We start from the raw sequence: 24,844 nt of genomic DNA, 5'->3' as shown, positions 1-24,844 counted from the left end.
AAATAATGGCAAAAGACAATAATACAACACCCAAAAAACCGAAATTCAGTTCATGGTGGATCTATGGACTAATTGCGATATTCCTTATTGGGTTTCAATTTATAGGTAGCGGCAATTTAAACAATACCAAAAAAACGACCACTTCTGAACTTCAGGAGTACCTTAGAAATGGGGATATCAGTAAAATACTGATAATCACCAATACAAACCAGGCCAAGGTTTTCCTAACGGATGAAGCCCTGAAGAAAGAGGTACACAAAGATGTGGCCGAGAAACCTTTATTACCCACTACAGGAGCCGTACCCCAATACATATTGGATTATGGGGACCTACAGATATTCCAGAATGAAATTACCGAAATTAAAAAAGAGGCTAATCTGGACACCATTGTAGAGTTCGATAAAGAATCTAACTTAATTGGTGACCTATTGTTGGGCATACTTCCTTTTGTGTTGATCATAGGAATTTGGATCTACCTTATGCGTCGTATGTCAGGCGGTGGAGGCGGCGGTGCCGGAGGTCAGATATTCAATATCGGAAAATCCAAGGCCAAATTGTTCGATGAAAAAACGGACACCCGTACTTCATTTAAAGATGTCGCAGGTTTGGAAGGCGCCAAAGAAGAAGTAGAGGAAATCGTGGAATTCTTAAGAAACCCGGATAAATATACATCCCTTGGGGGCAAAATTCCGAAAGGAGCCTTATTGGTAGGCCCTCCAGGAACAGGTAAGACCTTATTGGCCAAAGCCGTTGCCGGTGAAGCAAAAGTTCCGTTTTTCTCACTTTCAGGGTCTGACTTTGTAGAGATGTTCGTAGGTGTAGGTGCTTCTAGGGTGCGTGACCTTTTTAAACAGGCCAAAGATAAATCACCAGCAATAATCTTCATCGATGAAATCGATGCCATAGGTAGGGCAAGGGGAAAAAACAATTTCACAGGTTCAAATGACGAACGTGAAAATACCTTGAACCAGCTATTGACCGAAATGGATGGTTTCGGCACCAACACCAATGTTATCGTACTTGCTGCCACAAACCGTGCAGACGTACTTGATAAAGCTTTGATGAGGGCCGGTCGTTTTGACAGGCAGATTTACGTGGACCTACCCGATATTCGCGAAAGAAAAGAAATTTTCGAAGTGCATCTAAGACCAATCAAAACAGCGGAAACTTTGGATTTGGATTTCTTGGCAAGACAAACACCTGGATTCTCAGGTGCCGATATTGCCAATGTCTGTAATGAGGCCGCATTGATTGCAGCTCGTAAAGAGAAAAAAGCCGTTAACAAACAAGATTTCCTTGATGCCGTTGACCGTATTGTCGGAGGTCTTGAGAAAAAGAATAAAATAATAACAGCCGGCGAGAAAAAGACAATCGCTTACCATGAAGCTGGTCATGCCACAGTAAGTTGGATGTTGGAACATGCCGCACCTTTGGTCAAGGTAACTATTGTACCTAGGGGACAGTCCTTGGGTGCTGCTTGGTACCTGCCAGAAGAAAGGCTTATCGTTAGACCCGAACAAATGAAAGATGAAATGTGTGCCACCTTAGGAGGAAGGGCCGCAGAGAAAGTAATCTTCGATAAAATATCAACAGGGGCCTTGAGCGATTTGGAAAAAGTCACAAAACAAGCAAGGGCCATGGTAACCGTATATGGCTTAAACGACAAAATAGGAAACCTTACGTATTATGATTCCTCAGGTCAAAATGAATACGGATTCACCAAACCTTATAGTGAGGAAACCGCTCAAAAAATCGATACTGAAATTTCAGCGATCATCGAGGAACAATACACCAGAGCCATACAAGTCCTGACCGATAATAAGGACAAACTCATTGAACTGGCCGAGCGCCTTTTGGAAAAAGAGGTTATTTTCAAAGAAGATTTAGAAAAGATTTTCGGTAAAAGACCTTTTGATAAGCATTTCGATGGCAAAGGACAAGAAGTGACAAAGGAAGAAGCTGAAACAAAAGAAAAAGAAGCTAGTAGCGAAGAGGAAGAAAAAGAAACAGACAACAAGGAAAATAAATAAACCCGGTTTACAGCATTCTTTAAATATAAAAGAATGCTGTAAAACACTTTAATTACTTTAATGGGGCTATTTGACAAACTATTCGGAGGCGGCAAAAAAAAGGTTACCAAAGAAACCGTGGAAACACGCGGGGTTCATATGCCCGATTTAAACATTCCTGTTGATGAAAAATTTACCATCTATTTTAAAAAGAACGGTGGTAAATTCATTTATTGTGATTCTTTTCAAGAGATATCCGAAGCCCTGAACAATATTGTGCAAGAGAACAACTGGGACAACCATCCTTTCTTTGCCATGAACCCCATGCTTCAGGAAAGATTCGCCAAAGAGAACATTAAGTTCACGAACAACACCAACGAAAGTGAAGTCTTTTTTACCACTTGTGAGCACCTAATTGCGCAAAACGGTTCAATTCTGGTCTGCTCCAATCAATTAATGGAAAAGAAACTTCATGAGTTACCCGGTAATATCATTGTTTTCGCGACAACTAGTCAATTGGTCGAATCTATTGGGGAGGGACTCAAAAAAATAAAGAAAAAACACGGCCATAGTATTCCGGCCAATATAACCACCCTGAAACACTTTCGGGCCACAAACGAAAATTCAGATGACTTTCTAACATACGGTAGTAGTTCCAAAAATCTGTATCTTTTACTTTTGGAAGATCTATAATATGAAAGAAGTATTAAGAAGGGCACTCTCCGGGGCAGTTTATATTATTCTCTTGCTATCAGCGGTATTTCTAAGCTCTGATGCTTTTGATTTTTTATTCATGGCCTTTGGCCTTGTGTGCCTATACGAATACAAAAGACTCGTACATCTTAAAGGATACCATATTTTCATTGCCTATTTGGCACTTTGGTGGGCGTTTATCTACTTGGTACATGATAAATGGTTGATCAATATTTTAATGTTCCTGACCATATCAACGAACATAGCACTGCTCTTTTTCCTGTTCTCAAAGAAGAAAAGACCTTTTAAATTTTATCATAAATTCATCATAGGCCTGTTCTATATCGGTGGCGGTTGCATCTTTCTCACCATGATACCTTACAAGAACAATGATTTTGCCAAATTATTGATAATGGGTATTTTTATATTGATTTGGGTAAATGATTCTTTTGCTTATGTAGTGGGCAGTACAATAGGGCGCACTAAATTGTTCCCCGCAGTATCACCGAAAAAAACCATTGAAGGCACTTTGGGCGGATTGGTGTTCACGTTGATCGCTGCTTATTTCCTTGGCCGCTACGAACCGATAATCGACCCTGTTCAATGGATGATATTAGCGGCAATAATCGTAATTTTCGGAACCTTGGGCGATTTAATAGAATCTAAATTCAAAAGAAATGCTGGGGTAAAAGACAGTGGAGCCATAATACCCGGCCATGGCGGCCTTCTAGATCGCCTTGACAGCATGGTTTTTGCTGCTCCTTTCGCCTATTTAACGTTAAATATTTTCTCTTATGTTTCATAAAGAAGGCCAAACAATAATCCTAACGACCTTTATTATCGTTGTTGGCATTGTTTTACTGTCAGAGTTCTACATCATTAACGATTGGCTACGCTGGGGACTACAGGCCACATCAGTACTGGTATTGATCATAATACTTCAATTCTTCAGAAACCCTAAAAGAAGTGCCAACAATCTATTCGACGAAATATTGGCCCCTGTCGACGGTAAGGTTGTTGTCATTGAAGAAGTTCTTGAAACTGAATATTTTAATGACAAAAGGCTTCAGGTCTCCATTTTCATGTCGCCTTTCAACGTACATGTAACCCGTTACCCGATCAGTGGTACTATTAAATATTCCAAATACCATCCGGGAAAATACTTGGTTGCCTGGCATCCAAAATCGAGCACTGACAACGAACGGACAACCGTAGTAATCAATACCCCTAAATTTGGTAAAATCCTATATCGCCAAATTGCAGGTGCCATGGCCAGAAGAATAGTGAATTACGCAGAAGAAGGGGAAAGCGTACAACAGGGGGATGATTCCGGTTTTATAAAATTTGGTTCTAGGGTAGACTTATTGTTACCTTTGGATTGTGGTATTGCCGTAAAACTTAACCAAAAGGTTGTCGGTGCCAAAACGTGTATCGCTACCTATGTTGATAAGCATGAAGAAAGAGACTTTACGTAAAAAATTTGATGAAGCAGTGGCTGTTGTCAATAATTACACCGAACCATTGCCTGCCGATCTCTTGCTAAAATTATATGCATATTATAAAATAGCCAATAAAAACTTTGATAATCCAGGAAGCAAAACACCTCTAATCAATGCTTTTAAGGCCAATGCCTTGTTTCAAGCACAGAATATTAGCCGGGAGGAAGCCATGAAGTCCTATATTAAATTAGTAAAAAAGGAATTTAAAGAAGGATAGGGTTTATAACCTATTCATAAAGTTCATTTGTATCGGCCCCACTTAGTTCAAAAATAAAATTTCCGACTTTTTGGGTAACATCTTTAAAATAGCGCTCACCTTTTTCTTTGGATGAACTCTTGGGGTTGCCAACACCCGTATCCTCACTGATCTGCGACCATTTGCGTTCTGCCCAAACCCATCCTTCAGAAAACGATTTAATTTTATATTCTTTCGAAGCCCCTGTTCCCCAATGTTCTTTTGGGAGTACCAGTTCCGGTTTCAAATAAAGCATAAGGCTGGTCTCCATTTCATCTGCATGATCACCTTCATGTTCAAAATACTTGGTCTTATCCAAAGATTGGAACCAATTGGAAAAACAAATGAACATTTCAGGGTACCTTAAACCCAATTCCCTTACTAAAGGCTTAAAATTATTACCGCCATGGCTATTGAACAAAAGTAATTTATGTATACCCTGACGGTTCAGTACCTCAACCACATCACTTAAGATCGCTAATTGGGTACTTGGGTTCAGGTTTATATCCAAATAAATATCACTCTGTCCGGTATTGACCCCGAATGGAACGGTAGGCAAAACAATCACCTTTCCTCCTCTGTCCCAAGCAATTTTGGCCGATTCGGCCGCTAAAGCATCACTTTCAAAAACATCTGTGCCATATGGCAAGTGATAATTATGGGCCTCGGTCGCACCCCAAGGCAAGATGGCCAAATCAAACTTGGCGTTCTTCAACGCCTTCCAATTGGTCTCTGCCAATATATAAGGTCTCATAATAAATGTGGATTAAAAATTAAACAACAATTTTGGCCTGGGATCTATCTTTTTCCAAATAACCAAAATATATTCCGGCCAATATGGTAATTAAAAAATAAACAACGACCATTAAACTACCATACCCAAAATAAGAATCGATACCAAACCAATCTCCTGTAACTCAAATTACCGTTATCCCTACAACCCCACGAAACACTTCTATCCATACCGCATAGTCGACACGATCCATCAAAGAGGTGTAACCGTAAATACCTATAAATACGAAGGCCCCGAACCACAATAAACCATCAAACCCTATAGAAGTGTAGTTATAGAACATGAACAACATTAAAAAAGTGGTGCAAAGCACTTGAAATATGGCGTAACCTTTTAAAAAAGGGGAAGCCTCGGTATCGTACTTTTTAAATTGATAAACATCTTCAATTATCGAAATAGGATAGTTTTCCTTAACATCGTCGGGGCGCCAACCAGTAGGCATAAACCAAATGCGAATTTTGTCCCAATAATTTCGGGTACGCCAAGCGTCTTTTATCAAACGCCATAAATGCTGGAAATTTATAACAATGGGGTTCCATGTCGAGGCAGGCTTTAAAACGCCATATTGCGGTGGAACGTCCTCCAATTCCTCTTGAAAGGTACCGAACCAACGATCCCATACACAAAGAATCTGACCAAGGTTCTTATCAATATACTCAGGATTTATTGCATGGTGCACCCGATGTTGGGAAGGGGTAACAATAATATATTCCAACCAACCCATTTTACCAATATGTTGTGTATGGTACCAAAATTGGGCGAATAAATGAATAGGGGCAAGAATAGCGATTACATTGTTAGGCACACCCGCTATGGCCGCAGGAATCAATAATAAGGGAAAATATCCCAATAAATTGGATATGGATTGCCTAAGGGCACACGCAAGGTTAAATTCTTCACTACTATGGTGTATGACATGCTGATTCCAGAAAAAATTTATTTTATGGCTCAATCGGTGATTCCAATACCCAGCAAAATCAATAACCAAAAAGGCCACCAGCCATACCAACCAGGTCGATTCAAGTGAAAACATAGCCAAATGCTCCAACAAAAAGGGGTAAGTGACGATTATAACACCTATTCCCAAAGAATCCTTGACTATATTGGTTAATCCAGAACTTATACTGGAAACCGAATCGAGTACCTTGTGTTTTTGATTTTTTACAAAATAGCCATATACCATTTCTACCCCCAATAACACCATAAAAAAAGGGATGGCATATAAAAGTGCCTTAGCATAAGTTTCCATTATTGACAATTTAGCAACGAAATATACCAATAATTAAGGAAATCATTTATTTTTCACCTAAATTGGTCTTAAGTATAAATCCCCGACCGTGCACATTTTCAATTTTGATTGTAGGATCTTGTGCTAAATACTTTCGTAAATGGGTCACAAACACATTTAAACTCTTTCTATTGAAATAATCATTGTTCCCCCAAAGGGTTTCCAATATCCCTTTATGTTCACAAAGTTCATTCGGATGGGAAGCCAAATATTTAAGTAACTCACTTTCACGTGAAGTCAGATGGACAACCTTCGATTCAAAAAACAATTCCTGGGTTGAACTGTTCAACCGATACATTCCGATATTGAATATTGAATTTTCATCTATGTGTCCCGAGGATCTTTTTAATCTATCTAGAAGTGACAAAATACGCACTACCAATTCCTCCTCGTCTATGGGCTTTTTAAGGTAATCCAAAGCACCGAGTGAAAATCCTTTTAAAACATCGACTTTCAGCGATCTTGCCGTTAGAAAGATAAAAGGAAGTGAAGGATACTCTTTTGAAATATTCGCAGCAAGGGTAAAACCATCCACCCGAACCATCATCACATCCAAAATAGCCAAATCGAACCTATTGTTTTGAATAAGATCAATAACCTTGGCAGGCTCTTTTTCCCATATAATATCGAAATCCTTCATCCTTAGGTATTCGGTAAGCAAATACCCTAAAGAGGCATCATCCTCAACCAATAAAATACTATATTTTTTTCCCATGTTTATACAATGGTATTTTTAGGATTATCGTTGTCCCCTTATTTATTTCACTATTCAAGTCAATCTTTCCGTTGTGTTTTTCGATTACCCTCTTAACATAACTAAGCCCAAGGCCATACCCTTTGACGCCATATTTATTTCCATCGGAAACCCGATAATACTTTTGAAAAACCAACTTTTGGTCCCTTTTATCTATCCCCCTTCCATTGTCTGAAATACGAATGATCAATTTCCCTTTTTGAACAAGGGAAACCATTTCAATTTTCGGTTCTTCACTATATTTTTTAGCATTTTCCAATAGGTTGTTGATCGCATTTTCCAAATGGGCCACCTCTGCCTTAATCCGGTAAGGTCCCGCTGCCAATAGATACTCAAAATGTACTTCCTCAAAGGAGGTTAGCGTCTTGAATTCTTTACAAAAATCCTCTAAAATAGGCTCGAAATCGACAACTTCAAAATTGAATATGCTTTGCCTTTCCTCAAAACTGGCCAATTCCAACACCTTGTCGATATGATTTTTCAATCGTTCTACCTGCTGCCTAATTATATCCAAAACAGGTGCTTTTTCCTCGGGTACATCACCCTCCAACATTTTGGATGCCAGACCAATGGAGAACACCGGTGTCTTTAGTTCGTGCGTAAGATTATTAATGAATTCATTAGTTGTGGTTATGATATTCCGCTGCCAATAATATGTTCTTAGGATCCATAAAATTGCAACTATGATTCCAAGTATAAACAATAGGCTAGGCACGGTCAACCCGTTCAGTTTGGACAGGTAATAACTGTCCAAATTCCTAAACTTCAACTCCAGGATCACATCCGTACCCATTAAAGTTGGCAAGTACCCTTTGATCTCAATAGGGTAGGTTACCAATTCGGCCGTACGCTCATAGACTTCGGGCGATTTAATATAATGGGCAGAATCCCTGGTCACTAATCGATAGGTAAAATCGGCCTCAATACCATTTTCCACCAATTTCTCCGTTATAAAGTCATTTAAAAAATGGCTCGAAGCATCTCTTAAACTATCGACACTGATATTAAAATACAAACTATCTTCCTCAATGGCGTTAGCAAGCAGAAAAGTCAATTTATTCTTCGTTTCCAGGGTATTCCTGATATTCTCACTCGCCAAACCGATTTTACTGCTGAATTGTAACTTGGCCAAATTAATACCGATCCTCAAATATTGGTACTGCACAATCGCAAGACCCAAAATGGATACGATGAAAACTATGGTATAAATATTACGTTTCTTCAAAATTTGCTGAAATAAGTTATAAAAATAGGTTTCTCATCGCGCATTTTAATTTTTTGTTCATCTAATTAACTTTTCATTAATCCTTTTTAATTTTTGATTAATCCCATACTATTCATCTTCACACTATATTGATCCTGATTTAAGTTGAGTTAAATCCTAGAATAAAAAGGGCCAGTCATTTTGGTAATATGATAGGCCCTTTTTATTTGAACTGACACTCCCCCTGCGCAGAAGCTTTTCAACAACTAAAAAAAAATCATATGAAATCTTCAAAATCAAAGACAGTATTCCGTCTTATTGTCATTTTATTATTGTCCACATTTCCTTGTAGGGGACAAGGTTGTGTTGCCGTTAGGCATTTTTCATCCTGTTTGGGGGCTACATTAGAGAACAACCTTTTTCATACCGGGGATTTACAAATTGGAATGAACTACAGGTATTTTGAATCATTTAGACATTTTAGGGAATTGGAAGAAGAGCCCGACCGTTTGGCCAACGAAACCGAAGTTATCAATAATGCACATGCTTGGGATTATTCCCTAACTTATGGCATTAGCCCACGGCTTTACACTAGTATCACGATACCATTTGTAATTAACACTAGGTCTTCGCTGTATGAACATGGACGAGAGGAGCGCCATACTACCTTTTCTCGGGGGTTGGCCGATATGCGTTTTGGTTTAGGATATTGGTTGCTGAACTTGGAGAAAAACCCCAATGGTAACATGGCAGTTGGTTTGGGAATGAAACTCCCTACCGGAAATTATAATGCATCTGACATTTTTTATAATGTAGGACCTGAAAAAAGTTCTCAGGTACGACCTGTTGACCAATCTATCCAACCTGGTGATGGGGGATTTGGAATTACTTTGGATTTTCAATTTTACATGAAAGTCAAAAACAATTTATTTACCTACGGCGGGGGATTTTATTTGGTGAATCCGAAAGAAGTCAATGGTATACGAACCTTTCGGGAAACCTTGAGTCCCCTATTGGAAAACGAAGCTATAATGGCCGTTCCCGATCAATTCTCGATTCGGACCGGATTGAGTTATAACCTGTCGACACCTTTCTCAACTTCTTTAGGTGCTCGATATGAAGGTGTTCCGGTTAAAGATATAATTGGGGGGAATAATGGATTTAGAAGACCTGGAAATGTATTTTCCGTAGATCCTGGCATCGCCTTTTTCAAAAATAGTATGGCTTTGACCTTGAACGTACCTTTCGCCATACGAAGGGAGAGACCTCAAAGCGTTACGGATAAAAAGACAGAAGCACTTACCGGCAATCCTCGAAATGGTGATGCAGCCTTTGCTGATTACCTTATCAACTTTGGTATTTCTTACCGATTTACTCAAAACAAACTAAAATTGGACCCTGCCCTCCTACAGGAATTTAAAAATTAACAACCAAAAAACCACCAAAATGAAAGTAACGTACATATTCATCAAAAAAAATATGATGCCTATCGCTATTGGTATTGTTTACCTATGGTTTGGGGCTTTAAAATTTTTTCCGGATATCAGTCCGGCCGAAGACTTGGCAAAAACCACCATACATGAACTGACTTTCGGACTTATTCCTTCCGATATAACCATCCTCCTATTGGCTTTTTGGGAGATCACCATTGGTATATTACTTATCCTCAACGTCTACAAAAGAATGATTTACTGGGCCGCGATAATCCATATCACCCTAACATTCACCCCTTGGCTCTTTTTTCCATCGGAAGTGTTTAAGAACAACTACTTCCAACTTACGCTCCTTGGACAGTATATCGCTAAAAACATAGTTATTTTGGCTGCTTTGGCTGTATTGCTCAAAGAGGAAAAAACAAAGGAAGCCAGTGTTATTACCCAAAAGGAAATGATGTGACATTACTTATAAGGTATCACATTTAAAACATGATCAATGGCCTTTAGTCTTGCCTCGGTTTTCTTATCGGCTTCAATTCTTATCCAAGGTGCATGTTCTGTATTCGTGTCTTTCAGCATTATCTGCTTGTATCGCGTATACTCATCCCATAAATCCTGGGCCTTCTCATCTACAGCGGACAATTTCCACCTTTTTAAATCACTTTTGCGAATATCCTCAAAACGTTTTTCCTGTTCTTCCTTGGAGATGGAAAAATAAAACTTGATCAAATAAGTGTTCGATTCAATGATCATCTTTTCAAAATCATTAACCTGACTCATGAACCTATTGTATTGTTCTTCCGTACAAAAGCCATTTACAGGTTCCACAACCGCCCTATTGTACCAACTACGATCAAAGAACACGATTTTACCCGGTTTTGGCAACTTATTCACATACCGCTGAAAATACCATTGGCCTTCCTCATCTTCCGTGGGTTTGTTCAAAGCGACTATTCTATAATATCTTGGATTGATATGGGCGGCCATCCTACGAATAGCACCCCCTTTACCAGCAGCATCCCTACCCTCGAAAATAATCACGATCTTTTTTTTGTTCTCTATGGCCCATGCCTGAAGCTTTACAAGTTCGGCCTGTTGCTCCCTTAAGCGTAATTCATATTTTATGTCGATCAAGGCTTTCTCCAAATCGATTTTCTTGTTTGCAAACAAACATCTTAAACCTAGTTTGGAATTAAGTAATTCCAGATCGTCTTTGGTCAGGGTTATATCTTTTACTTCCTTCATGTTAAATATCGATTTGTTTGGCATTTCTATAATAACGCACGATAACGTTCGGGTCTGGCTGAATTAGATTGGAAATATCTTCCTTGTCGGAATAGTCGAAATGCGACAATAAATAACGCATACTCTCCAATCTTGCCGTTTTTTTATCGTTAGTCTTCACGATTATCCAAGGAGAAAAATTAGTATGGGTCTTGGTGAACATTTGTTCTTTATAATAGGTGTATTTGTCCCATAGTTGTTGCCCCATTTTATCCACTGGACTGAACTTCCATTGTTTTAATGGGTTTTTTAACCTAGCATTGAATCTTTTGCTTTGAACTTCTTTAGAGATAGAGAACCAAAACTTAATGATGATAACACCATCCTCGTACAACATATGTTCAAATTCAGGAACCTGCACCATGAACTGGTTGTATTGTTCTTTATTACAAAAGCCCATAACCGGCTCAACAACGGCCCTATTGTACCAACTGCGATCAAAAAAGACTATTTCACCGGGGTTGGGCAATTCTTTTATATACCTTCGGAAATACCATTGTCCCCTTTCATTATCCGTAGGTTTAGAAAGTGCCACGACACGAGAGGACCTAGGGTTCAAATGCTCCCTGAACCGTTTGATGGAACCTCCTTTACCTGCGGCGTCGCGACCTTCAAAAAGGACAGCTACCCTTAATTGATTCTCGGTGATGTACTGTTGAAGGTTCACCAGTTCACTTTGCAGCTTACTCAATTCTATTTCGTACTTCAGATTCCTGACAACATTATCTATATTAACGTTCTTCTTTTTGGCAATGGCCACTAGATCCTTTCTTGTTTTGGCCGAGTGCAAATCTTCTGCTGTGAATTTCATGTATGGTAATATTATTTTCTAAAAATACGAAATTGGGCAAATCAAGGGTTTACCCAAATTCATGTTCGGACAAATGATAAATAGTTTATAAAACGAGGTTGAGACGGGCTAACTAAAAAGGGCCGATCATAATATGAGCCCTATGTGTACCGGGATCCATTAGCCAAGGCATTCCTTTCGCATGTGGCTTTATGGGCAATCCGGTTTCTTCAGGCGTGGCAAAAGGTGTATAGATCACATACCTGAACTGCCCATCTTTGAGCAATCCGGTGATTTTGTCATAATTTTCTTCCTTACCAAAATAAATATATGTCATACTGGGCGCTTTGGGCATCGGTATTTTACCTGAAGCAACCTCCGCTCCGCGAATCTCTCGTTTTTCCTTGGTGTTCTTACCTTCGACCGTTAGTTCCCTGCCACGTGCCATAAAGGGCTCTAGTTTTTTAGAATAACAGGATACACTTATTCCTTCTTTATCGGGGTCATCCCCGATACAAACAAGGTTGTTCGTCCCTTCCCGTAATACGACCATTTCACCCGATTCATTATAACCATATACCATGGCAGCATCCCTATCTTCTTCCGGAGCAGGGAGCACAGCGGTCTGTATTTGTATTTCATTGGGTAGAATTTCTACCTTTTTCTGGGCAAAAATCCCAACAGAAATCAAAGAAAAAATAAAAGGGACAAATTTTATCATAAGAAAATGTTTTTCTTAAAGATAATAATCTGTCCCTAAAATCGGTAATTAAAGATTTAAAAATCCTATATCCCTTATTTTACTTTGGTCGTGAACATTTTTTGCCCTTCCAAATAACCTACCATTTCATCACCGGAATTTACCTGACCAGCACCTTTGGCCGGTGTGCCCGACAATAGTACGTCACCAGGGTTCAAGGTCATTATTCCAGATACATAAGCAATCATTTTTGCCACACTTGTAATCATAAGGCGACTATTACCTTTCTGGGTCTCAAGACCGTTTACGGTCATTGAGAAATTGATGTTCTGTACATCGGGAAATTGGGTAATTGGCAAAAATTTCGAAATTGGTGTTGCCCCATCAAAACCTTTTGCCAGTGCCCATGGCCCTTTATTGGGTTCCCGGCTTTTCTTTAAAACATCCTTGGCAGTTAGATCATTTGATAATGCAACGGCATCTACAAAGGACAGCGCATTTTCAACCGTAGCATTTTTGCAGGTCTTTCCGATTCTAAAGGCCAACTCTACCTCATACCAAACATCATTTGAAAAAACCGGCAACTCCAAATCCTCATCATTTTCCAAAAGTGATGAGTCAGGTTTTGTGAAAATCATTGGAATTACCTCTCCTTCGGGTAATTCACTCAAATCATTTACATAGTTCTTACCTATTGCTACTATTTTCATAATCTTTATATAGTTTACTATTTTAAACTTGCCAAACTCTTTTGCAAGGTTGCTATTTTGGCCTCTGCATCGGCCTGTTTTTTGCGCTCAACGGATATGACCTTTTCGGGAGCATTATTTACGAAACGTTCATTGGATAATTTCTTTTGAACAGATTTTAAAAAGCCCTCGGTATATTTCAATTCCTCTTCGATCTTATTTATTTCCGCTTCTATATCAACGGCTCCACTTATAGGTATAAAATATTCATTACTCTTTACCCTAAAGGTAAGTGCCCCTTCTACAGCGGCATCAACATAGGAAATATCGGAAACATTGGTCAATTTTTTAATAATCGCATCCCACTCCCCTTTGTCATTTTCAGTATTAAGCACCAAAAGTTCCAAACTTTCTTTCATGGGAATGTTCTTTTCTTTCCGAACGGTACGAATACCGGAAATAACCTCAGATGCAAATTCGAATTGCCTGATCATTACTTCATCTACTTTATCCATTTTTGGCCATTGAGCAACTACCAAAGCCTCTTCAGGAGTACGCTCCGCAATGTGTTGCCACACCTCTTCTGTCAAGAAGGGCATAAAGGGATGCAATAATTTAAGGTTATTCTCAAAAATACCTATTACCTCATCAAAGGATGTCTTATCAATAGGTTGTTGATAGGCAGGTTTAATAATTTCCAATAGCCAAGAACTATAATCGTCCCAGATCAACTTGTAAATCGCCATTAAAGCATCGGATATACGATACTTACTAAAATGATCTTCAATTTCTGCAAGGGTCTGGTTGAATTTGGCCTTGTACCACTCTATTCCCAGTTTAGAGGCTTCGGGCTGGGGTAAATCTTTAACCTCCCAACCTTTTACCAACCTAAAGCCATTCCATATCTTATTAGCGAAATTCTTTCCTTGTTGGCATAGATCCTCGTCAAACAACAAATCGTTCCCGGCAGCTGAACTCAGCAAAAGTCCGACACGAACCCCATCCGCGCCATAATTTTCAATCAACTTCAAGGCATCTGGTGAATTACCCAAGGATTTGGACATCTTACGTCTTTGCTTATCACGGACAATACCAGTGAAATAAACATTTTCAAAAGGTTTTTCATCGCGATATTCATATCCTGCGATAATCATACGAGCCACCCAGAAGAAAATAATATCAGGTCCGGTGACGAGATCACTTGTAGGGTAATAGTAATTGATATCCTCATTCTCTGGTTCCAAGATTCCGTTGAATACGGTCATGGGCCACAACCACGAAGAAAACCAGGTATCGACCACATCGGCATCCTGTCTTAAATCTTCTAAAACCAATGAGGTATCACCGGACTTTTTCTTGGCCATTTCCAAAGCTTCTTCTTTAGATTCCGCTACAACAAAATCGTTTTGTCCATCGCCAAAGTAATAAGCAGGAATCTGCTGTCCCCACCATAATTGCCTAGAGATGTTCCAATCCCTGATGTTCTCCATCCAGTGGCGATAGGTATTCTCGAATTTTTTAGGAAAAAAATTGATGTCATCGGTCTCTAACACAGATTTAATGGCCGGTTTTACCAAATCTTCCATTTTCAGGAACCACTGTTCTGACAATCTCGGTTCAATAACAGCCTTGGTCCTTTCCGAAGTACCTACTTTGTTAACGTAGTTTTCGGTTTTGACCAAAAACCCTTTTTCTTCAAGTTCTTTTTTTATTTCCTTACGAACCACAAAACGATCTTTACCCTGGTAATGCATCCCAAAACTGTTCATAGTGGCATCCGCATTGAAAATATCTATGGTCTCTAAATCGTGCTTCTCACCCAAGGCCTTGTCATTGATATCATGGGCCGGAGTTACTTTTAAGCACCCTGTACCAAATTCGATATCAACATACTCATCCTCGATTATCGGGATGGCCCTATTACAGATAGGAACTATGGCATTCTTGCCTTTTAAATGGGCATACCTTTCATCGTTCGGATTGATACAGATGGCCGTATCGCCCAAGATGGTCTCAGGACGGGTGGTGGCTATGGTCACTTTTTCATCAGACCCTTCTATAGGGTAGGACAAATAATATAAAAGCCCTTGTTTTTCCTCATAGATCACTTCCTCATCCGATAAGGTGGTTTGTGCCTCGGGATCCCAATTCACCATACGGTACCCCCTATAAATCAACCCCTTATTGAATAGATCAACAAATACCTTTATGACCGAGGCAGACATGGTATCGTCCATGGTAAAAGCCGTGCGGTCCCAATCACAGGAACACCCCAATTTCTTCAATTGCTCAAGGATAACCCCTCCATATTCGTGCGTCCAATCCCAAGCATGTTTTAAAAATTCTTCCCTAGTAAGATCGGCTTTATTTATTCCTTGCTCTTTAAGTTTGGCCACAACTTTGGCTTCGGTAGCGATAGAGGCATGATCGGTACCCGGCACCCAGCAAGCATTCTTACCTTGCAAACGGGCCCTACGGATCAATACATCCTGTATGGTATTGTTGAGCATATGGCCCATATGCAGTATTCCGGTAACATTTGGTGGCGGAATTACGATACTATAAGGTTCGCGATCATCCGGTGTGGAATGAAAATAGTTATGGTTCATCCAGTAATCATACCAGTGATTCTCTACCTTTTGAGGCTCATATTTAGAAGGAATATCCATTTTTTGGAACAGTTTTTGTATAATGATTAAATCGGTATGCAAAAATAAACCGAAAAGATATGTTAAATTGCATTTTTTAAAGGGTTTTTGGCCCAATTATAAATACGAAACAAAAATAAGTAACGTTATTACATAACAAAAACAATTTTGGACGTTCATTTAAAAAGATTAATTTTGAAATTCACCCTAAATATTTAATGATGAAAAAAATAGTACTTGTATTATTTGTAGGACTATTAGGATTTAGCCTAACCGCCCAAGAAACCAAAGCGAAAATCGAGTTTAAATCCGAAACTGTTGACTACGGTCAAATAACCAAAGGCAGTGATGGGGTACGCGTGTTCGAGTTCACGAACACAGGAGATGCACCTCTTATCATAAGTAAGGTCAGTTCTAGCTGCGGATGTACAATTCCAAAAAAACCGGACGGACCTATTTTACCAGGCAAAACCGGAGAAATCCAAGTGAAGTACGATACGAACCGTGTAGGTCCTATCAGAAAAGCCATTACCGTTATCTCAAATGCGGAAACGCCAACAAAGGTCTTAAAGATCAAAGGAGAGATAAAAGCCACAGGAACTAAATAGTTTAACCTATTTCTTGATATATACCCTGATTACGGATATTTTCGTAATCAGGGTTTTTTATGCTTGAACAAATCCTCTAAGACGAAAGAAAACAAAAGATCCCGATTGTACCTTTCTATCAGCACCTTTATCCTTTTTCCTTTTTTTTCATCGAGCATTTGAATTATTTCCTGGATTTTATATTTATGAACGCTCTTGCCATTTACAGCAAGTATTACATCGCCTTCCCTTAAACCTGCAGTTTCGGCCGGGCTACCGGCCCTAATACCCGAAACTATAATTTCGGGGACCAAACTTAATCGCGTACGGTCCTGAAACAAAATCTGCACATTGCCGAACGAAGAATCATCGCTTTTAACCACCCCATGACCACTTGATAGGCGCTGGGACACCATACGAACCCCATCATGTTGTAAGGTAATACCGCTTAAATTATAATGGAAGGGTGATTTGAACATATTGTTCTTTCTTAAAGTTACTTTCCGGTTGGGGTAATCAAAAACAATATTGAACCGTTTCAACACTTCACCCCCTATACTACCGTTCCTATTTCCAAAATTTTTAATCGATGCGAACGAACGAGTATCAGGGAATGCCGCTTTGGCATCCTTAAGGATAAAACTACCTATTTGAATGCTGTTTACCTTTGTACGCTTTCCGAAAATATTTCCACTTAATCCTTTACCTAAAAAATCATCATAGTGGGCCTCCGGTATTCCGATTTCATCATCCTCAAACAGCCATATGGCATCCGTACTCCCAGTATCAATCAAGAGGTGCACTGGAATATCATCCACATCATCGACCAAAACATTGGCATCTAGATAGGCTTTTCTCCTGTGAATGGTCATAGGCAAGGTCTCAGACCTTTTATCCTTTTTATATGTATAAAACTTTGGGTCATAAAATTTCATGGTCCTTGTTGCATAATTAATGTCGACCACAAAATCCCGAAATAGATCGTACCCGATAATACCATGTACGGGGATTCCCAAACTCGTTGAAAAATTCAGGCTTTTATCAATGACCACATAAAGTAATTGTTTTCGGTTCTCAATATTTTTCAATGTGAAGGTATTGCCCCGCGAACTCAAGGCTTTGATCGATTCACCCTCTCCCAATCCCCTGATCTTTATTTCGGAAACATTATTGATTTGAATGGAGTCTTGATCGGTTATGTTAAAAAGAATAGGCTGGTTCACCCCACTATCCAACATAAAGGAAAGTTCCGTCCCATTCACCTCAATAGGCAGAATAATCAAGTTATTGACCAGTTGGAATTTTATTTTTTGGAATTTTTTGCCTTCGGGCAATTCAAAGGTCTGGCCCATTCCCAAAACTGGAAAAATGAGCAACAAAACCCAAAAAAAAGACCTAAAACCCCTCATAACAACCTCAACCTCTTATGGTTGCCCTTCAATTTACACAAAAAATACCTTAAAACCCTGTTATTTAACATTTTAAAAACAAGTGAAATAAACCGTGGTACGGTTGTATTGTAGACAATGATTTCTCATTTTTGTTTAAAATTAAGAGCATATGCCATCTATTTCGAAAAAAGGGTTTTCAATGCCCGAATCACCTATTCGTAAATTAGTCCCTTATGCCGAAAAGGCTAAAAAGAATGGAGCTAAGGTGATCCATTTAAATATTGGTCAACCCGATATCAAAACCCCTCAAATAGCTCTGGATGCGGTAAAGAACAATACGCTTTCGGTATTGGAGTACAGCAGGACCGAAGGTTCGGAGGTTTATCGTGAAAAACTGGCTTCCTATTACTTGAAAAATGAAATAAACGTATCCGCACAAGATATTATAGTTACAACCGGTGGATCCGAGGCACTATCCTTCACAATGGGCAGTATTGCCGATACGGATGATGAAATAATAATCCCGGAGCCTTTTTATGCGAATTATAACGGATTTGCGACCGCAATGGGAATTAAAGTAGTTCCTGTGGTTTCCCAAATCGAAAATAATTTTGCCCTTCCCCTTATTGATGAATTCGAGAAACTCATTACACCGAAAACAAAAGGCATCCTCATTTGCAATCCCGGAAACCCCACTGGCTATTTATACACACGGGAAGAAATAAAAAAATTATCCGCCATTGCCAAAAAACATGACCTCTACCTAATTGCGGACGAAGTTTACAGGGAATTCACCTATGATGGAAAGGAACATTATTCCATACTTCAAGAACAGGGAATGGAAGATCATGCCATAATCGTCGATTCGGTTTCCAAAAGATATAGTATGTGCGGTGCCCGGATCGGTTGTCTGGTAAGCAAAAACAAGGAAATAATAAAAACGGCCCTTAAATTCGCCCAGGCCCGTTTATCACCTCCTACTTATGCGCAAATCGCAAGTGAAGCAGCCTTGGAAACACCTCAAAGCTATTTTGATGATGTAAAAACAGAATATGTATCCCGAAGAGACCTTCTCATTTCGGAATTACAACAAATAGACGGCATCAAAATCGGTCATCCACATGGGGCCTTTTACTGTATTGCCGAACTTCCCATAAAAGATTCCGATCATTTCGCACAATGGTTGTTGGAAGAATTCAGGGTCAATGGGGAAACGGTCATGGTGGCGCCTGCCGCAGGTTTTTACGCCTCGGAAGGTCTGGGCAAAAACCAAATACGAATAGCCTATGTCCTGGACAAGGAAAGCCTAAAAAGGGCCGTATACATTTTAAAGGAAGCATTAAAAGTTTATAAGGACCAATAATGAACGTCCAAGAGAATATTTCCCTAAAACCATATAACACCTTCGGTATTGACGCCAAGGCCAGGTTTTTTATTGAAATCAGTACAATAGCGAACCTAAAAAAAGCCCTTCAATCAGAAATACACCCAGACCTGTTCATAATCAGTGGAGGAAGCAATATGTTGATTACCAAAGATATAGACGCCCTTGTTTTACATATGAACATCAAAGGCAAGGAAATACTAAAGGAAGACGACGAACATGTCTACCTTAAGGTCATGGGTGGTGAAGAGTGGCACGACACCGTTCTTTGGTGTTTAGAGCAAGATTACGGTGGACTTGAAAATTTATCCTTGATACCGGGACGAATAGGTACCGCTCCCATTCAAAATATCGGGGCCTATGGCATAGAACTCAAAGACACCTTTGTTAGTTGCGAGACCATGGCGATAAATGACCAAAGCACCAAGGTCTTCACCAAGGAAGATTGCCAATTTGGATATAGGGAGTCCTATTTCAAAAACAAAGGAAAGAACAAGTACATCATAACCTCTGTCATTTTAAAACTGACCAAAAAGAACCATGAACTGAACACCTCTTACGGTGCCATAGAATCCCAGTTGGCGGCGTGGGAGATCAACAGCCCTACGATCCAGGACATATCAAAAGCCGTCGTGGCCATTAGGGAAAGTAAATTACCAGACCCCAAAGTATTGGGAAATAGTGGTAGTTTCTTCAAAAACCCCATACTTTCAAAAAAGGAATTCGATATTTTCATTAACGAACACCCCGAAGCCAAATATTATAAAATATCCGATGGAACCTATAAGGTGCCTGCGGGTTGGCTAATAGAACAATGCGGATTTAAAGGAAAACGATTCGGGGATGCCGGGGTACACAAGAACCAAGCTTTGGTATTGGTGAATTATGGCAATGCAACCGGTCAGGAAATTATAGGATTGGCTCATAAGATCATTAATGCCGTTTTCGAAGCCTATGGTATTCGTATAAGTCCGGAAGTCAATATAATAAATAACCCCTGCTAAAGAATAACAGGGGCTATACCAAACCAAACTAACCAAAAATAAAATGTACAAGTACCAATTGTACATCTATATAATTAAAACTTTAAGATAACGCTAACCATAACAATCAATTTTATAAATTAGCGTTTAAAGGATATACGGTAACAATCGTTTGATTGGATGACGAGGGCATAATTTTTTTCGAAGCCAAACGAATACATGAGCGCACTTCTGGAAAAGCATATTGTTGAATTACTGCAAGAACGGGACGAAAAAGCCATTTCGCTCCTGTACGAACATTATGGGGATACTTTGTACGGTGTAGCTAAAAAAGTGGTCCGGGATGAAGAATTGGCTCAAGACGTGTTACAGGAAAGCTTTGTGAAAATCTGGAAAAAATCAGATTCTTATGACGCCTCAAAGGCAAAATTGTTTACTTGGTTGTTCAGGATTACCAGAAATACGGCCATTGACAAATTGCGTAGTGTGAACACAAAAACGGATAAGGAAATCCAAATGGATGTTTCTGACGTATATAATTTAGGTGTTGATAGCATCAAGCCTGAATTTATGGATGTTCGCGAGAACTTGGACAAAATAGAGGAAAAGTACCAAATTGTACTCGAAGCCCTATTTTTCGAAGGAATGACCCAACAGGAAGCCAGTGACGAACTGAATATTCCCTTAGGGACCATAAAATCAAGATTAAAGATCGGCCTTAGGGAATTAAAGAAAATCTACGGCCCTTCGATGATGCTGGCACTCCTTCTAAATCTGATGTAATGAAAGAAAAGATAAAAATATTCCTAGATTCCGATTTACTTGAAAAGTATTTATTGGGAACAACCAATGATCAGGAATCCTTACAAGTAGAACGGTACTTGGCCATGTACCCTGAAGTTAGGGACACGTACAATGAACTCCAGGACAACTTGGAGATTTATGCCAAGTTACACGCCATTAAAACCCCAGATGGTTTAAGAAACAAGATAATGGCCCGTATCAAATCTGAAAATGCAAGTAGAAGAAAATTCTTTAGGTATGCCATAGCAGCCAGTTTTGCCGCTATCATGTTCGCAGGAGCTTCTTATTTCCTTTGGAACCAAAACCAAAGCCTACAAGAAGAGAATATCATTGTGAACAACAAGATCGAAACCCTGAAAGAGGATATGAGACTCGAATTGGAAGATGTTCGTAACCAATTCATTGTATTGAACAACCCACAGACCAAAAGATACAATGTAAAAGGCAACAACAACGCCAAGGATTTAAAAGCCGTTGCCTATATTAATCCGGTAAAAAAGTTATCCTATATCAATGTAAAGAAACTTCCGCATATTTCGGACAATCAAAGTTTTCAAATGTGGGCCGAGGTCAATGGTGAAATGATCAACCTGGGTATCATTGATGAAGCAGCAGGTAAAGAAAAATTACTTGCCCTGCCCTATGCCGACAAGGCCGTAAGTTATATTACTATTGAGCAAAAAGGTGGCAACCAAACCCCGACTGTGGAGAACATCGTTGCGAAAATAGATTATTAGCATCTTAAAAATACACCATATTTTACTGAGCCCTAACTTTAATGTTAGGGCTTTATTTTTATATCTTTGTACAAAATTTCAATATGAAACTGATTCTTTTGACAATTGGTCTTTTAGCAGTAGCCTTTGCAGGTATTGCCATTAAAATATGGTCTAAGAAAAATGGGCGTTTTGCCGGAACATGTGCAAGCCAAAGTCCTTTCCTGAACAAAGATGGGGAAGCATGTGGCATGTGCGGTAAATTACCTGGTGAGCGGGATTGCGAGAAAGAAGCCGCTGCCGAACTACACTAAAACACCCCAACCAAAGGGTATATATTCCTGTTCTGATGTGAATAATACTGAAGACACCTTACTTGTTACGATAAACAAGGCGAAAATGGGCAACCAAATGGCCTTCAGTAAATTATTGGATACTTTTTGGAACGACGTATACGGCTTTCAACTTAAACGTACTGAAAACGAAAATGATGCCGAGGACATTACCATACAGACCTTTTCAAAAGCCTTTGATAAAATTGACACCTATGACGAGTCTTACAAGTTCAAGACTTGGTTGATTACGATTTCCAAGAACATTCATGTTGACTTGGTCCGAAAAAGAAAAAGAAACGTCTTGGAAAGTGGATCCAACAATGATGCGATTTCCAAAGTATTGGACGATGCCCCTACTGCTGAGGACAACCTTATAATTGAACAGAATTTGGCCACCCTATTGCAGAACATCAAAAAATTAAAACCGCATTACCAAGAAGTGATCAACCTTCGCTATTTTCATGAGTTAAGCTATGCTGCCATAGCCACTGAACTGAATGAACCCATTAATAACATAAAGGTGAAGTTGTTGAGGGCCAAAAAATTGCTTGCCGAAATCATTAAAAAAAAGAAATAAACTACCGTACCTCCTATCAAAACGCCTTTATTTATAAGGATTTCATTACTTTTTTGTGGATGGACGGTACATTATTTTGTTCGTATATTTGTAGAAAATTGAATTATGTCCGTAGACAGTGTTATACCTCCAGCAGGCAAGCCAAAATGGCTGCGCGTAAAATTACCAACAGGGAAAAAATACACCCAATTAAGGGGTTTGGTAGATAAATATGAACTGAATACCATTTGCACCTCGGGCAGTTGTCCAAATATGGGGGAATGCTGGGGTGAAGGCACCGCTACCTTCATGATATTGGGTAATATATGTACGCGCTCATGTGGCTTTTGTGGTGTACAGACCGGTCGACCTTCAGCGGTTGATTGGGCCGAGCCCGAAAAAGTTGCGAGATCTATTAAATTAATGGAAATAAAACACGCGGTAATAACCTCAGTTGACCGTGATGACCTTAAGGATATGGGATCCATAATCTGGGCAGAAACGGTAAAAGCCATTAGAAGAACAAGCCCACAAACCACCTTAGAGACACTTATACCCGATTTTCAAGGCATTGAAAGGCACTTGGACCGTATTGTCGAAGTGGCACCAGAGGTGGTATCACACAACATGGAAACCGTAAAAAGACTAACTAGGGAAGTACGTATTCAGGCCAAGTACGAAAGAAGTTTGGCTGTATTGAGATATTTACATGACCAAGGGGTTAACCGAACCAAATCGGGAATCATGTTAGGGCTCGGGGAACTCGAAGAAGAGGTCTTTGAGACCATGGAAGACCTAAGGGATGCCAAGGTAGATGTCCTTACCATTGGACAATATCTACAACCTACAAAAAAACATTTGCCGGTTCAGGAATTCATATTACCTGAACAGTTTAAGAAATATGAAGAAGCCGGACTAAAAATGGGCTTCAGACATGTTGAAAGCGGGGCATTGGTACGCTCATCCTATAAGGCACACAAGCACATACATTAATAGGCGTAGACCTTTTAGGCCCACGTAATAAAATAGGACCATTCCTATGAAAAAAGTCAATATCGGTATAAACGGGTTCGGTAGAATTGGCCGTACCCTATTTAGATTACTGAACGAACACCCGCACCTGAATGTTGTTGCCATTAACGATCTGGCAAATGCAAGAACCCTGTCCCATCTACTTAAATACGACAGTATTCATGGTGTTTGGAGTAACGAAATATCACATGACACGGAAAATATCATTGTTAAGGGCAAAAAAATACATTTATCCAATGCCATGTCTCCCCAAAACATACCATGGTCCGACCACAAAGTGGATATCGTTATAGAATGCAGTGGTAAATTCAAAACAAGGGAAACGCTACAACATCATTTGAACAATGGGGCAAAAAAGGTTATACTTTCGGTTCCCCCACTCGAAGAGACTATAAAAATGATCGTATTTGGGGTCAATGAAGGTTCCATTGGACCAGAGGACGACATTATATCCAATGCCTCTTGTACCACGAATAATGCCGCTCCCATGATCAAGGTAATCAAGGATCTATGTGGAATTGAACAGGCTTATATTACCACCATACACTCCTATACAACTGACCAAAGTTTGCATGACCAGCCCCACAATGACCTAAGAAGGGCTCGGGCAGCTTCACAATCCATTATCCCGACAACTACAGGCGCAGCCAAGGCCTTAACAAGGATTTTCCCCGATTTGGCCAATGTAATCGGGGGGTGTGGCATTCGCGTACCGGTTCCGAACAACTCTTTGACCGACATAACATTCAATGTTAAAAGAGAGACCACAATCCAAGAAATAAATACTACTTTTAAGGAGGTGGCTCTGAATGAATTAAAAAATATACTTTTTTATACAGAAGACCCGATAGTATCGGTTGACATAAACAATACTTCTTACTCTTGTACGTTTGATTCTATGATGACATCCGTAATAGGAAAAATGGTAAAGATTATTGGTTGGTACGACAATGAAACCGGATACAGTAGTAGAATTATTGACGTAATCAACTTATTGATAGAAAAAAGATACGTTTGAATCTAAAGATAACAAA

25 protein-coding genes and 1 pseudogene are annotated in these 24,844 nt (G+C 39.5%); 16 read left to right on the top strand and 10 right to left on the bottom strand.

The window, feature by feature from the left end:
* Positions 1-5 precede the first annotated feature (5 nt).
* Genes ftsH through GJ691_RS13750 form a run of 5 tightly spaced genes read left to right on the top strand, consistent with a single transcriptional unit; the run spans position 6 to position 4,418 of the window.
* On the top strand, positions 6-2,030 hold the full coding sequence (gene ftsH, locus GJ691_RS13770; protein ID WP_154367871.1) for an ATP-dependent zinc metalloprotease FtsH: 2,025 nt from the start codon (positions 6-8) through the stop codon (positions 2,028-2,030).
* Between the two features lie 60 nt (positions 2,031-2,090).
* Complete coding sequence (locus tag GJ691_RS13765) at positions 2,091-2,702, top strand: LUD domain-containing protein (RefSeq protein WP_154367869.1); 612 nt, start codon at positions 2,091-2,093, stop codon at positions 2,700-2,702.
* 1 nt (position 2,703) lies between these two features.
* A complete protein-coding gene (locus tag GJ691_RS13760; protein WP_154367868.1) occupies positions 2,704-3,507 on the top strand; it encodes a phosphatidate cytidylyltransferase in 804 nt (267 codons plus the stop codon).
* On the top strand, positions 3,497-4,177 hold the full coding sequence (locus GJ691_RS13755) for a phosphatidylserine decarboxylase family protein (protein WP_154367866.1): 681 nt from the start codon (positions 3,497-3,499) through the stop codon (positions 4,175-4,177). The genes GJ691_RS13760 and GJ691_RS13755 overlap by 11 nt, the downstream gene beginning before the upstream one ends.
* Positions 4,155-4,418, top strand: coding sequence for an acyl-CoA-binding protein (locus GJ691_RS13750; protein ID WP_154367864.1), 264 nt, complete (start codon positions 4,155-4,157; stop codon positions 4,416-4,418). Before GJ691_RS13755 ends, GJ691_RS13750 begins: the two co-directional genes overlap by 23 nt.
* Positions 4,419-4,428: 10 nt before the next feature.
* Here GJ691_RS13750 and GJ691_RS13745 read toward each other — a convergent pair whose 3' ends face one another.
* The 4 genes and pseudogenes from GJ691_RS13745 to GJ691_RS13730 form a co-directional block, all read right to left on the bottom strand.
* The gene (locus GJ691_RS13745) at positions 4,429-5,190 is read right to left on the bottom strand and encodes a creatininase family protein (RefSeq protein WP_154367862.1); all 762 of its coding nucleotides are present in this window, start codon (positions 5,188-5,190) and stop codon (positions 4,429-4,431) included.
* Between the two features lie 19 nt (positions 5,191-5,209).
* Positions 5,210-6,478: pseudogene (locus GJ691_RS13740) on the bottom strand (sterol desaturase family protein).
* A 46-nt stretch (positions 6,479-6,524) separates the two neighbouring features.
* A complete protein-coding gene (locus tag GJ691_RS13735) occupies positions 6,525-7,232 on the bottom strand; it encodes a response regulator transcription factor (RefSeq protein WP_154367859.1) in 708 nt (235 codons plus the stop codon).
* The gene (locus tag GJ691_RS13730; protein ID WP_154367858.1) at positions 7,216-8,496 is read right to left on the bottom strand and encodes a sensor histidine kinase; all 1,281 of its coding nucleotides are present in this window, start codon (positions 8,494-8,496) and stop codon (positions 7,216-7,218) included. Before GJ691_RS13730 ends, GJ691_RS13735 begins: the two co-directional genes overlap by 17 nt.
* A gap of 260 nt (positions 8,497-8,756) precedes the next feature.
* Between GJ691_RS13730 and GJ691_RS13725 the strand changes: the two genes are divergently transcribed.
* Entirely contained in the window at positions 8,757-9,902 is a 1,146-nt protein-coding gene (locus GJ691_RS13725) for a transporter (RefSeq protein WP_154367855.1), read from the top strand.
* Between the two features lie 19 nt (positions 9,903-9,921).
* Positions 9,922-10,371, top strand: a complete 450-nt coding sequence (locus GJ691_RS13720; protein ID WP_246200187.1) for a doxx family protein — start codon at positions 9,922-9,924, stop codon at positions 10,369-10,371.
* 2 nt (positions 10,372-10,373) lie between these two features.
* Here the strand turns inward: GJ691_RS13720 and ppk2 (GJ691_RS13715) are convergent, their stop codons facing one another.
* The 5 genes from ppk2 (GJ691_RS13715) to GJ691_RS13695 form a co-directional block, all read right to left on the bottom strand.
* Complete coding sequence (gene ppk2 / locus GJ691_RS13715; RefSeq protein ID WP_246200186.1) at positions 10,374-11,156, bottom strand: polyphosphate kinase 2; 783 nt, start codon at positions 11,154-11,156, stop codon at positions 10,374-10,376.
* 1 nt (position 11,157) lies between these two features.
* The gene (gene ppk2, locus GJ691_RS13710; protein WP_154367852.1) at positions 11,158-12,006 is read right to left on the bottom strand and encodes a polyphosphate kinase 2; all 849 of its coding nucleotides are present in this window, start codon (positions 12,004-12,006) and stop codon (positions 11,158-11,160) included.
* A 112-nt stretch (positions 12,007-12,118) separates the two neighbouring features.
* Positions 12,119-12,706: a hypothetical protein gene (locus GJ691_RS13705; protein ID WP_154367850.1), complete on the bottom strand. Its 588-nt coding sequence runs from the start codon at positions 12,704-12,706 to the stop codon at positions 12,119-12,121.
* 74 nt (positions 12,707-12,780) lie between these two features.
* A complete protein-coding gene (locus tag GJ691_RS13700) occupies positions 12,781-13,395 on the bottom strand; it encodes a fumarylacetoacetate hydrolase family protein (protein WP_154367848.1) in 615 nt (204 codons plus the stop codon).
* 17 nt (positions 13,396-13,412) lie between these two features.
* Positions 13,413-16,043, bottom strand: a complete 2,631-nt coding sequence (locus GJ691_RS13695; RefSeq protein ID WP_154367846.1) for a valine--tRNA ligase — start codon at positions 16,041-16,043, stop codon at positions 13,413-13,415.
* A 197-nt stretch (positions 16,044-16,240) separates the two neighbouring features.
* Between GJ691_RS13695 and GJ691_RS13690 the strand changes: the two genes are divergently transcribed.
* Complete coding sequence (locus GJ691_RS13690) at positions 16,241-16,630, top strand: DUF1573 domain-containing protein (RefSeq protein WP_154367844.1); 390 nt, start codon at positions 16,241-16,243, stop codon at positions 16,628-16,630.
* A 47-nt stretch (positions 16,631-16,677) separates the two neighbouring features.
* Here the strand turns inward: GJ691_RS13690 and GJ691_RS13685 are convergent, their stop codons facing one another.
* Positions 16,678-17,961 carry a PDZ domain-containing protein gene (locus GJ691_RS13685; RefSeq protein WP_246200185.1) on the bottom strand — a complete coding sequence of 428 codons (1,284 nt, stop codon included), beginning with the start codon at positions 17,959-17,961 and terminating at the stop codon, positions 16,678-16,680.
* Between the two features lie 208 nt (positions 17,962-18,169).
* Between GJ691_RS13685 and GJ691_RS13680 the strand changes: the two genes are divergently transcribed.
* The 8 genes from GJ691_RS13680 (at position 18,170) to gap (ending at position 24,828) form a co-directional block, all read left to right on the top strand.
* Positions 18,170-19,363 (top strand): pyridoxal phosphate-dependent aminotransferase, encoded by a 1,194-nt coding sequence (locus tag GJ691_RS13680; RefSeq protein WP_154367840.1) that lies wholly within the window; start codon positions 18,170-18,172, stop codon positions 19,361-19,363.
* Positions 19,363-20,388 carry a UDP-N-acetylmuramate dehydrogenase gene (murB, locus tag GJ691_RS13675; protein WP_154367838.1) on the top strand — a complete coding sequence of 342 codons (1,026 nt, stop codon included), beginning with the start codon at positions 19,363-19,365 and terminating at the stop codon, positions 20,386-20,388. Before GJ691_RS13680 ends, murB begins: the two co-directional genes overlap by 1 nt.
* A gap of 198 nt (positions 20,389-20,586) precedes the next feature.
* Positions 20,587-21,150: an RNA polymerase sigma factor gene (locus tag GJ691_RS13670; protein ID WP_154367836.1), complete on the top strand. Its 564-nt coding sequence runs from the start codon at positions 20,587-20,589 to the stop codon at positions 21,148-21,150.
* The gene (locus GJ691_RS13665) at positions 21,150-21,908 is read left to right on the top strand and encodes an anti-sigma factor (protein WP_154367834.1); all 759 of its coding nucleotides are present in this window, start codon (positions 21,150-21,152) and stop codon (positions 21,906-21,908) included. Before GJ691_RS13670 ends, GJ691_RS13665 begins: the two co-directional genes overlap by 1 nt.
* 83 nt (positions 21,909-21,991) lie before the next feature.
* A complete protein-coding gene (locus GJ691_RS13660; RefSeq protein WP_154367832.1) occupies positions 21,992-22,201 on the top strand; it encodes a membrane or secreted protein in 210 nt (69 codons plus the stop codon).
* A 37-nt stretch (positions 22,202-22,238) separates the two neighbouring features.
* The gene (locus GJ691_RS13655; RefSeq protein ID WP_282057016.1) at positions 22,239-22,799 is read left to right on the top strand and encodes an RNA polymerase sigma factor; all 561 of its coding nucleotides are present in this window, start codon (positions 22,239-22,241) and stop codon (positions 22,797-22,799) included.
* Between the two features lie 105 nt (positions 22,800-22,904).
* Complete coding sequence (gene lipA, locus GJ691_RS13650; protein ID WP_154367830.1) at positions 22,905-23,771, top strand: lipoyl synthase; 867 nt, start codon at positions 22,905-22,907, stop codon at positions 23,769-23,771.
* A gap of 46 nt (positions 23,772-23,817) precedes the next feature.
* The gene (gene gap / locus GJ691_RS13645; protein WP_154367828.1) at positions 23,818-24,828 is read left to right on the top strand and encodes a type I glyceraldehyde-3-phosphate dehydrogenase; all 1,011 of its coding nucleotides are present in this window, start codon (positions 23,818-23,820) and stop codon (positions 24,826-24,828) included.
* Positions 24,829-24,844 lie beyond the last annotated feature (16 nt).

This window comes from Maribacter luteus (genome assembly GCF_009674825.1).
GTDB lineage: Bacteria > Bacteroidota > Bacteroidia > Flavobacteriales > Flavobacteriaceae > Maribacter_A > Maribacter_A luteus.
The sequence above is the reverse complement of the archived record's forward strand: the minus strand, read 5'-3'. Positions and strand labels throughout refer to the sequence as shown.

Excerpts from the sequence above, each read along its gene's own strand:
- GJ691_RS13660 (WP_154367832.1), top strand. The coding sequence starts at position 21,992 with ATGAAACTGATTCTTTTGACAATTGGTCTTTTAGCAGTAGCCTTTGCA.
- GJ691_RS13765 (WP_154367869.1), top strand. The coding sequence starts at position 2,091 with ATGGGGCTATTTGACAAACTATTCGGAGGCGGCAAAAAAAAGGTTACC.
- GJ691_RS13665 (WP_154367834.1), top strand. The coding sequence starts at position 21,150 with ATGAAAGAAAAGATAAAAATATTCCTAGATTCCGATTTACTTGAAAAG.
- GJ691_RS13695 (WP_154367846.1), bottom strand. The coding sequence starts at position 16,043 with ATGGATATTCCTTCTAAATATGAGCCTCAAAAGGTAGAGAATCACTGG.
- GJ691_RS13755 (WP_154367866.1), top strand. The coding sequence starts at position 3,497 with ATGTTTCATAAAGAAGGCCAAACAATAATCCTAACGACCTTTATTATC.
- GJ691_RS13685 (WP_246200185.1), bottom strand. The coding sequence starts at position 17,961 with ATGGGCCAGACCTTTGAATTGCCCGAAGGCAAAAAATTCCAAAAAATA.
- GJ691_RS13745 (WP_154367862.1), bottom strand. The coding sequence starts at position 5,190 with ATGAGACCTTATATATTGGCAGAGACCAATTGGAAGGCGTTGAAGAAC.
- murB (WP_154367838.1), top strand. The coding sequence starts at position 19,363 with ATGAACGTCCAAGAGAATATTTCCCTAAAACCATATAACACCTTCGGT.
- GJ691_RS13700 (WP_154367848.1), bottom strand. The coding sequence starts at position 13,395 with ATGAAAATAGTAGCAATAGGTAAGAACTATGTAAATGATTTGAGTGAA.
- ftsH (WP_154367871.1), top strand. The coding sequence starts at position 6 with ATGGCAAAAGACAATAATACAACACCCAAAAAACCGAAATTCAGTTCA.
- ppk2 (WP_246200186.1), bottom strand. The coding sequence starts at position 11,156 with ATGAAGGAAGTAAAAGATATAACCCTGACCAAAGACGATCTGGAATTA.
- GJ691_RS13705 (WP_154367850.1), bottom strand. The coding sequence starts at position 12,706 with ATGATAAAATTTGTCCCTTTTATTTTTTCTTTGATTTCTGTTGGGATT.
- GJ691_RS13750 (WP_154367864.1), top strand. The coding sequence starts at position 4,155 with ATGAAGAAAGAGACTTTACGTAAAAAATTTGATGAAGCAGTGGCTGTT.
- lipA (WP_154367830.1), top strand. The coding sequence starts at position 22,905 with ATGTCCGTAGACAGTGTTATACCTCCAGCAGGCAAGCCAAAATGGCTG.
- GJ691_RS13760 (WP_154367868.1), top strand. The coding sequence starts at position 2,704 with ATGAAAGAAGTATTAAGAAGGGCACTCTCCGGGGCAGTTTATATTATT.
- GJ691_RS13690 (WP_154367844.1), top strand. The coding sequence starts at position 16,241 with ATGATGAAAAAAATAGTACTTGTATTATTTGTAGGACTATTAGGATTT.
- gap (WP_154367828.1), top strand. The coding sequence starts at position 23,818 with ATGAAAAAAGTCAATATCGGTATAAACGGGTTCGGTAGAATTGGCCGT.
- GJ691_RS13725 (WP_154367855.1), top strand. The coding sequence starts at position 8,757 with ATGAAATCTTCAAAATCAAAGACAGTATTCCGTCTTATTGTCATTTTA.
- GJ691_RS13720 (WP_246200187.1), top strand. The coding sequence starts at position 9,922 with ATGAAAGTAACGTACATATTCATCAAAAAAAATATGATGCCTATCGCT.
- GJ691_RS13735 (WP_154367859.1), bottom strand. The coding sequence starts at position 7,232 with ATGGGAAAAAAATATAGTATTTTATTGGTTGAGGATGATGCCTCTTTA.
- ppk2 (WP_154367852.1), bottom strand. The coding sequence starts at position 12,006 with ATGAAATTCACAGCAGAAGATTTGCACTCGGCCAAAACAAGAAAGGAT.
- GJ691_RS13680 (WP_154367840.1), top strand. The coding sequence starts at position 18,170 with ATGCCATCTATTTCGAAAAAAGGGTTTTCAATGCCCGAATCACCTATT.
- GJ691_RS13670 (WP_154367836.1), top strand. The coding sequence starts at position 20,587 with ATGAGCGCACTTCTGGAAAAGCATATTGTTGAATTACTGCAAGAACGG.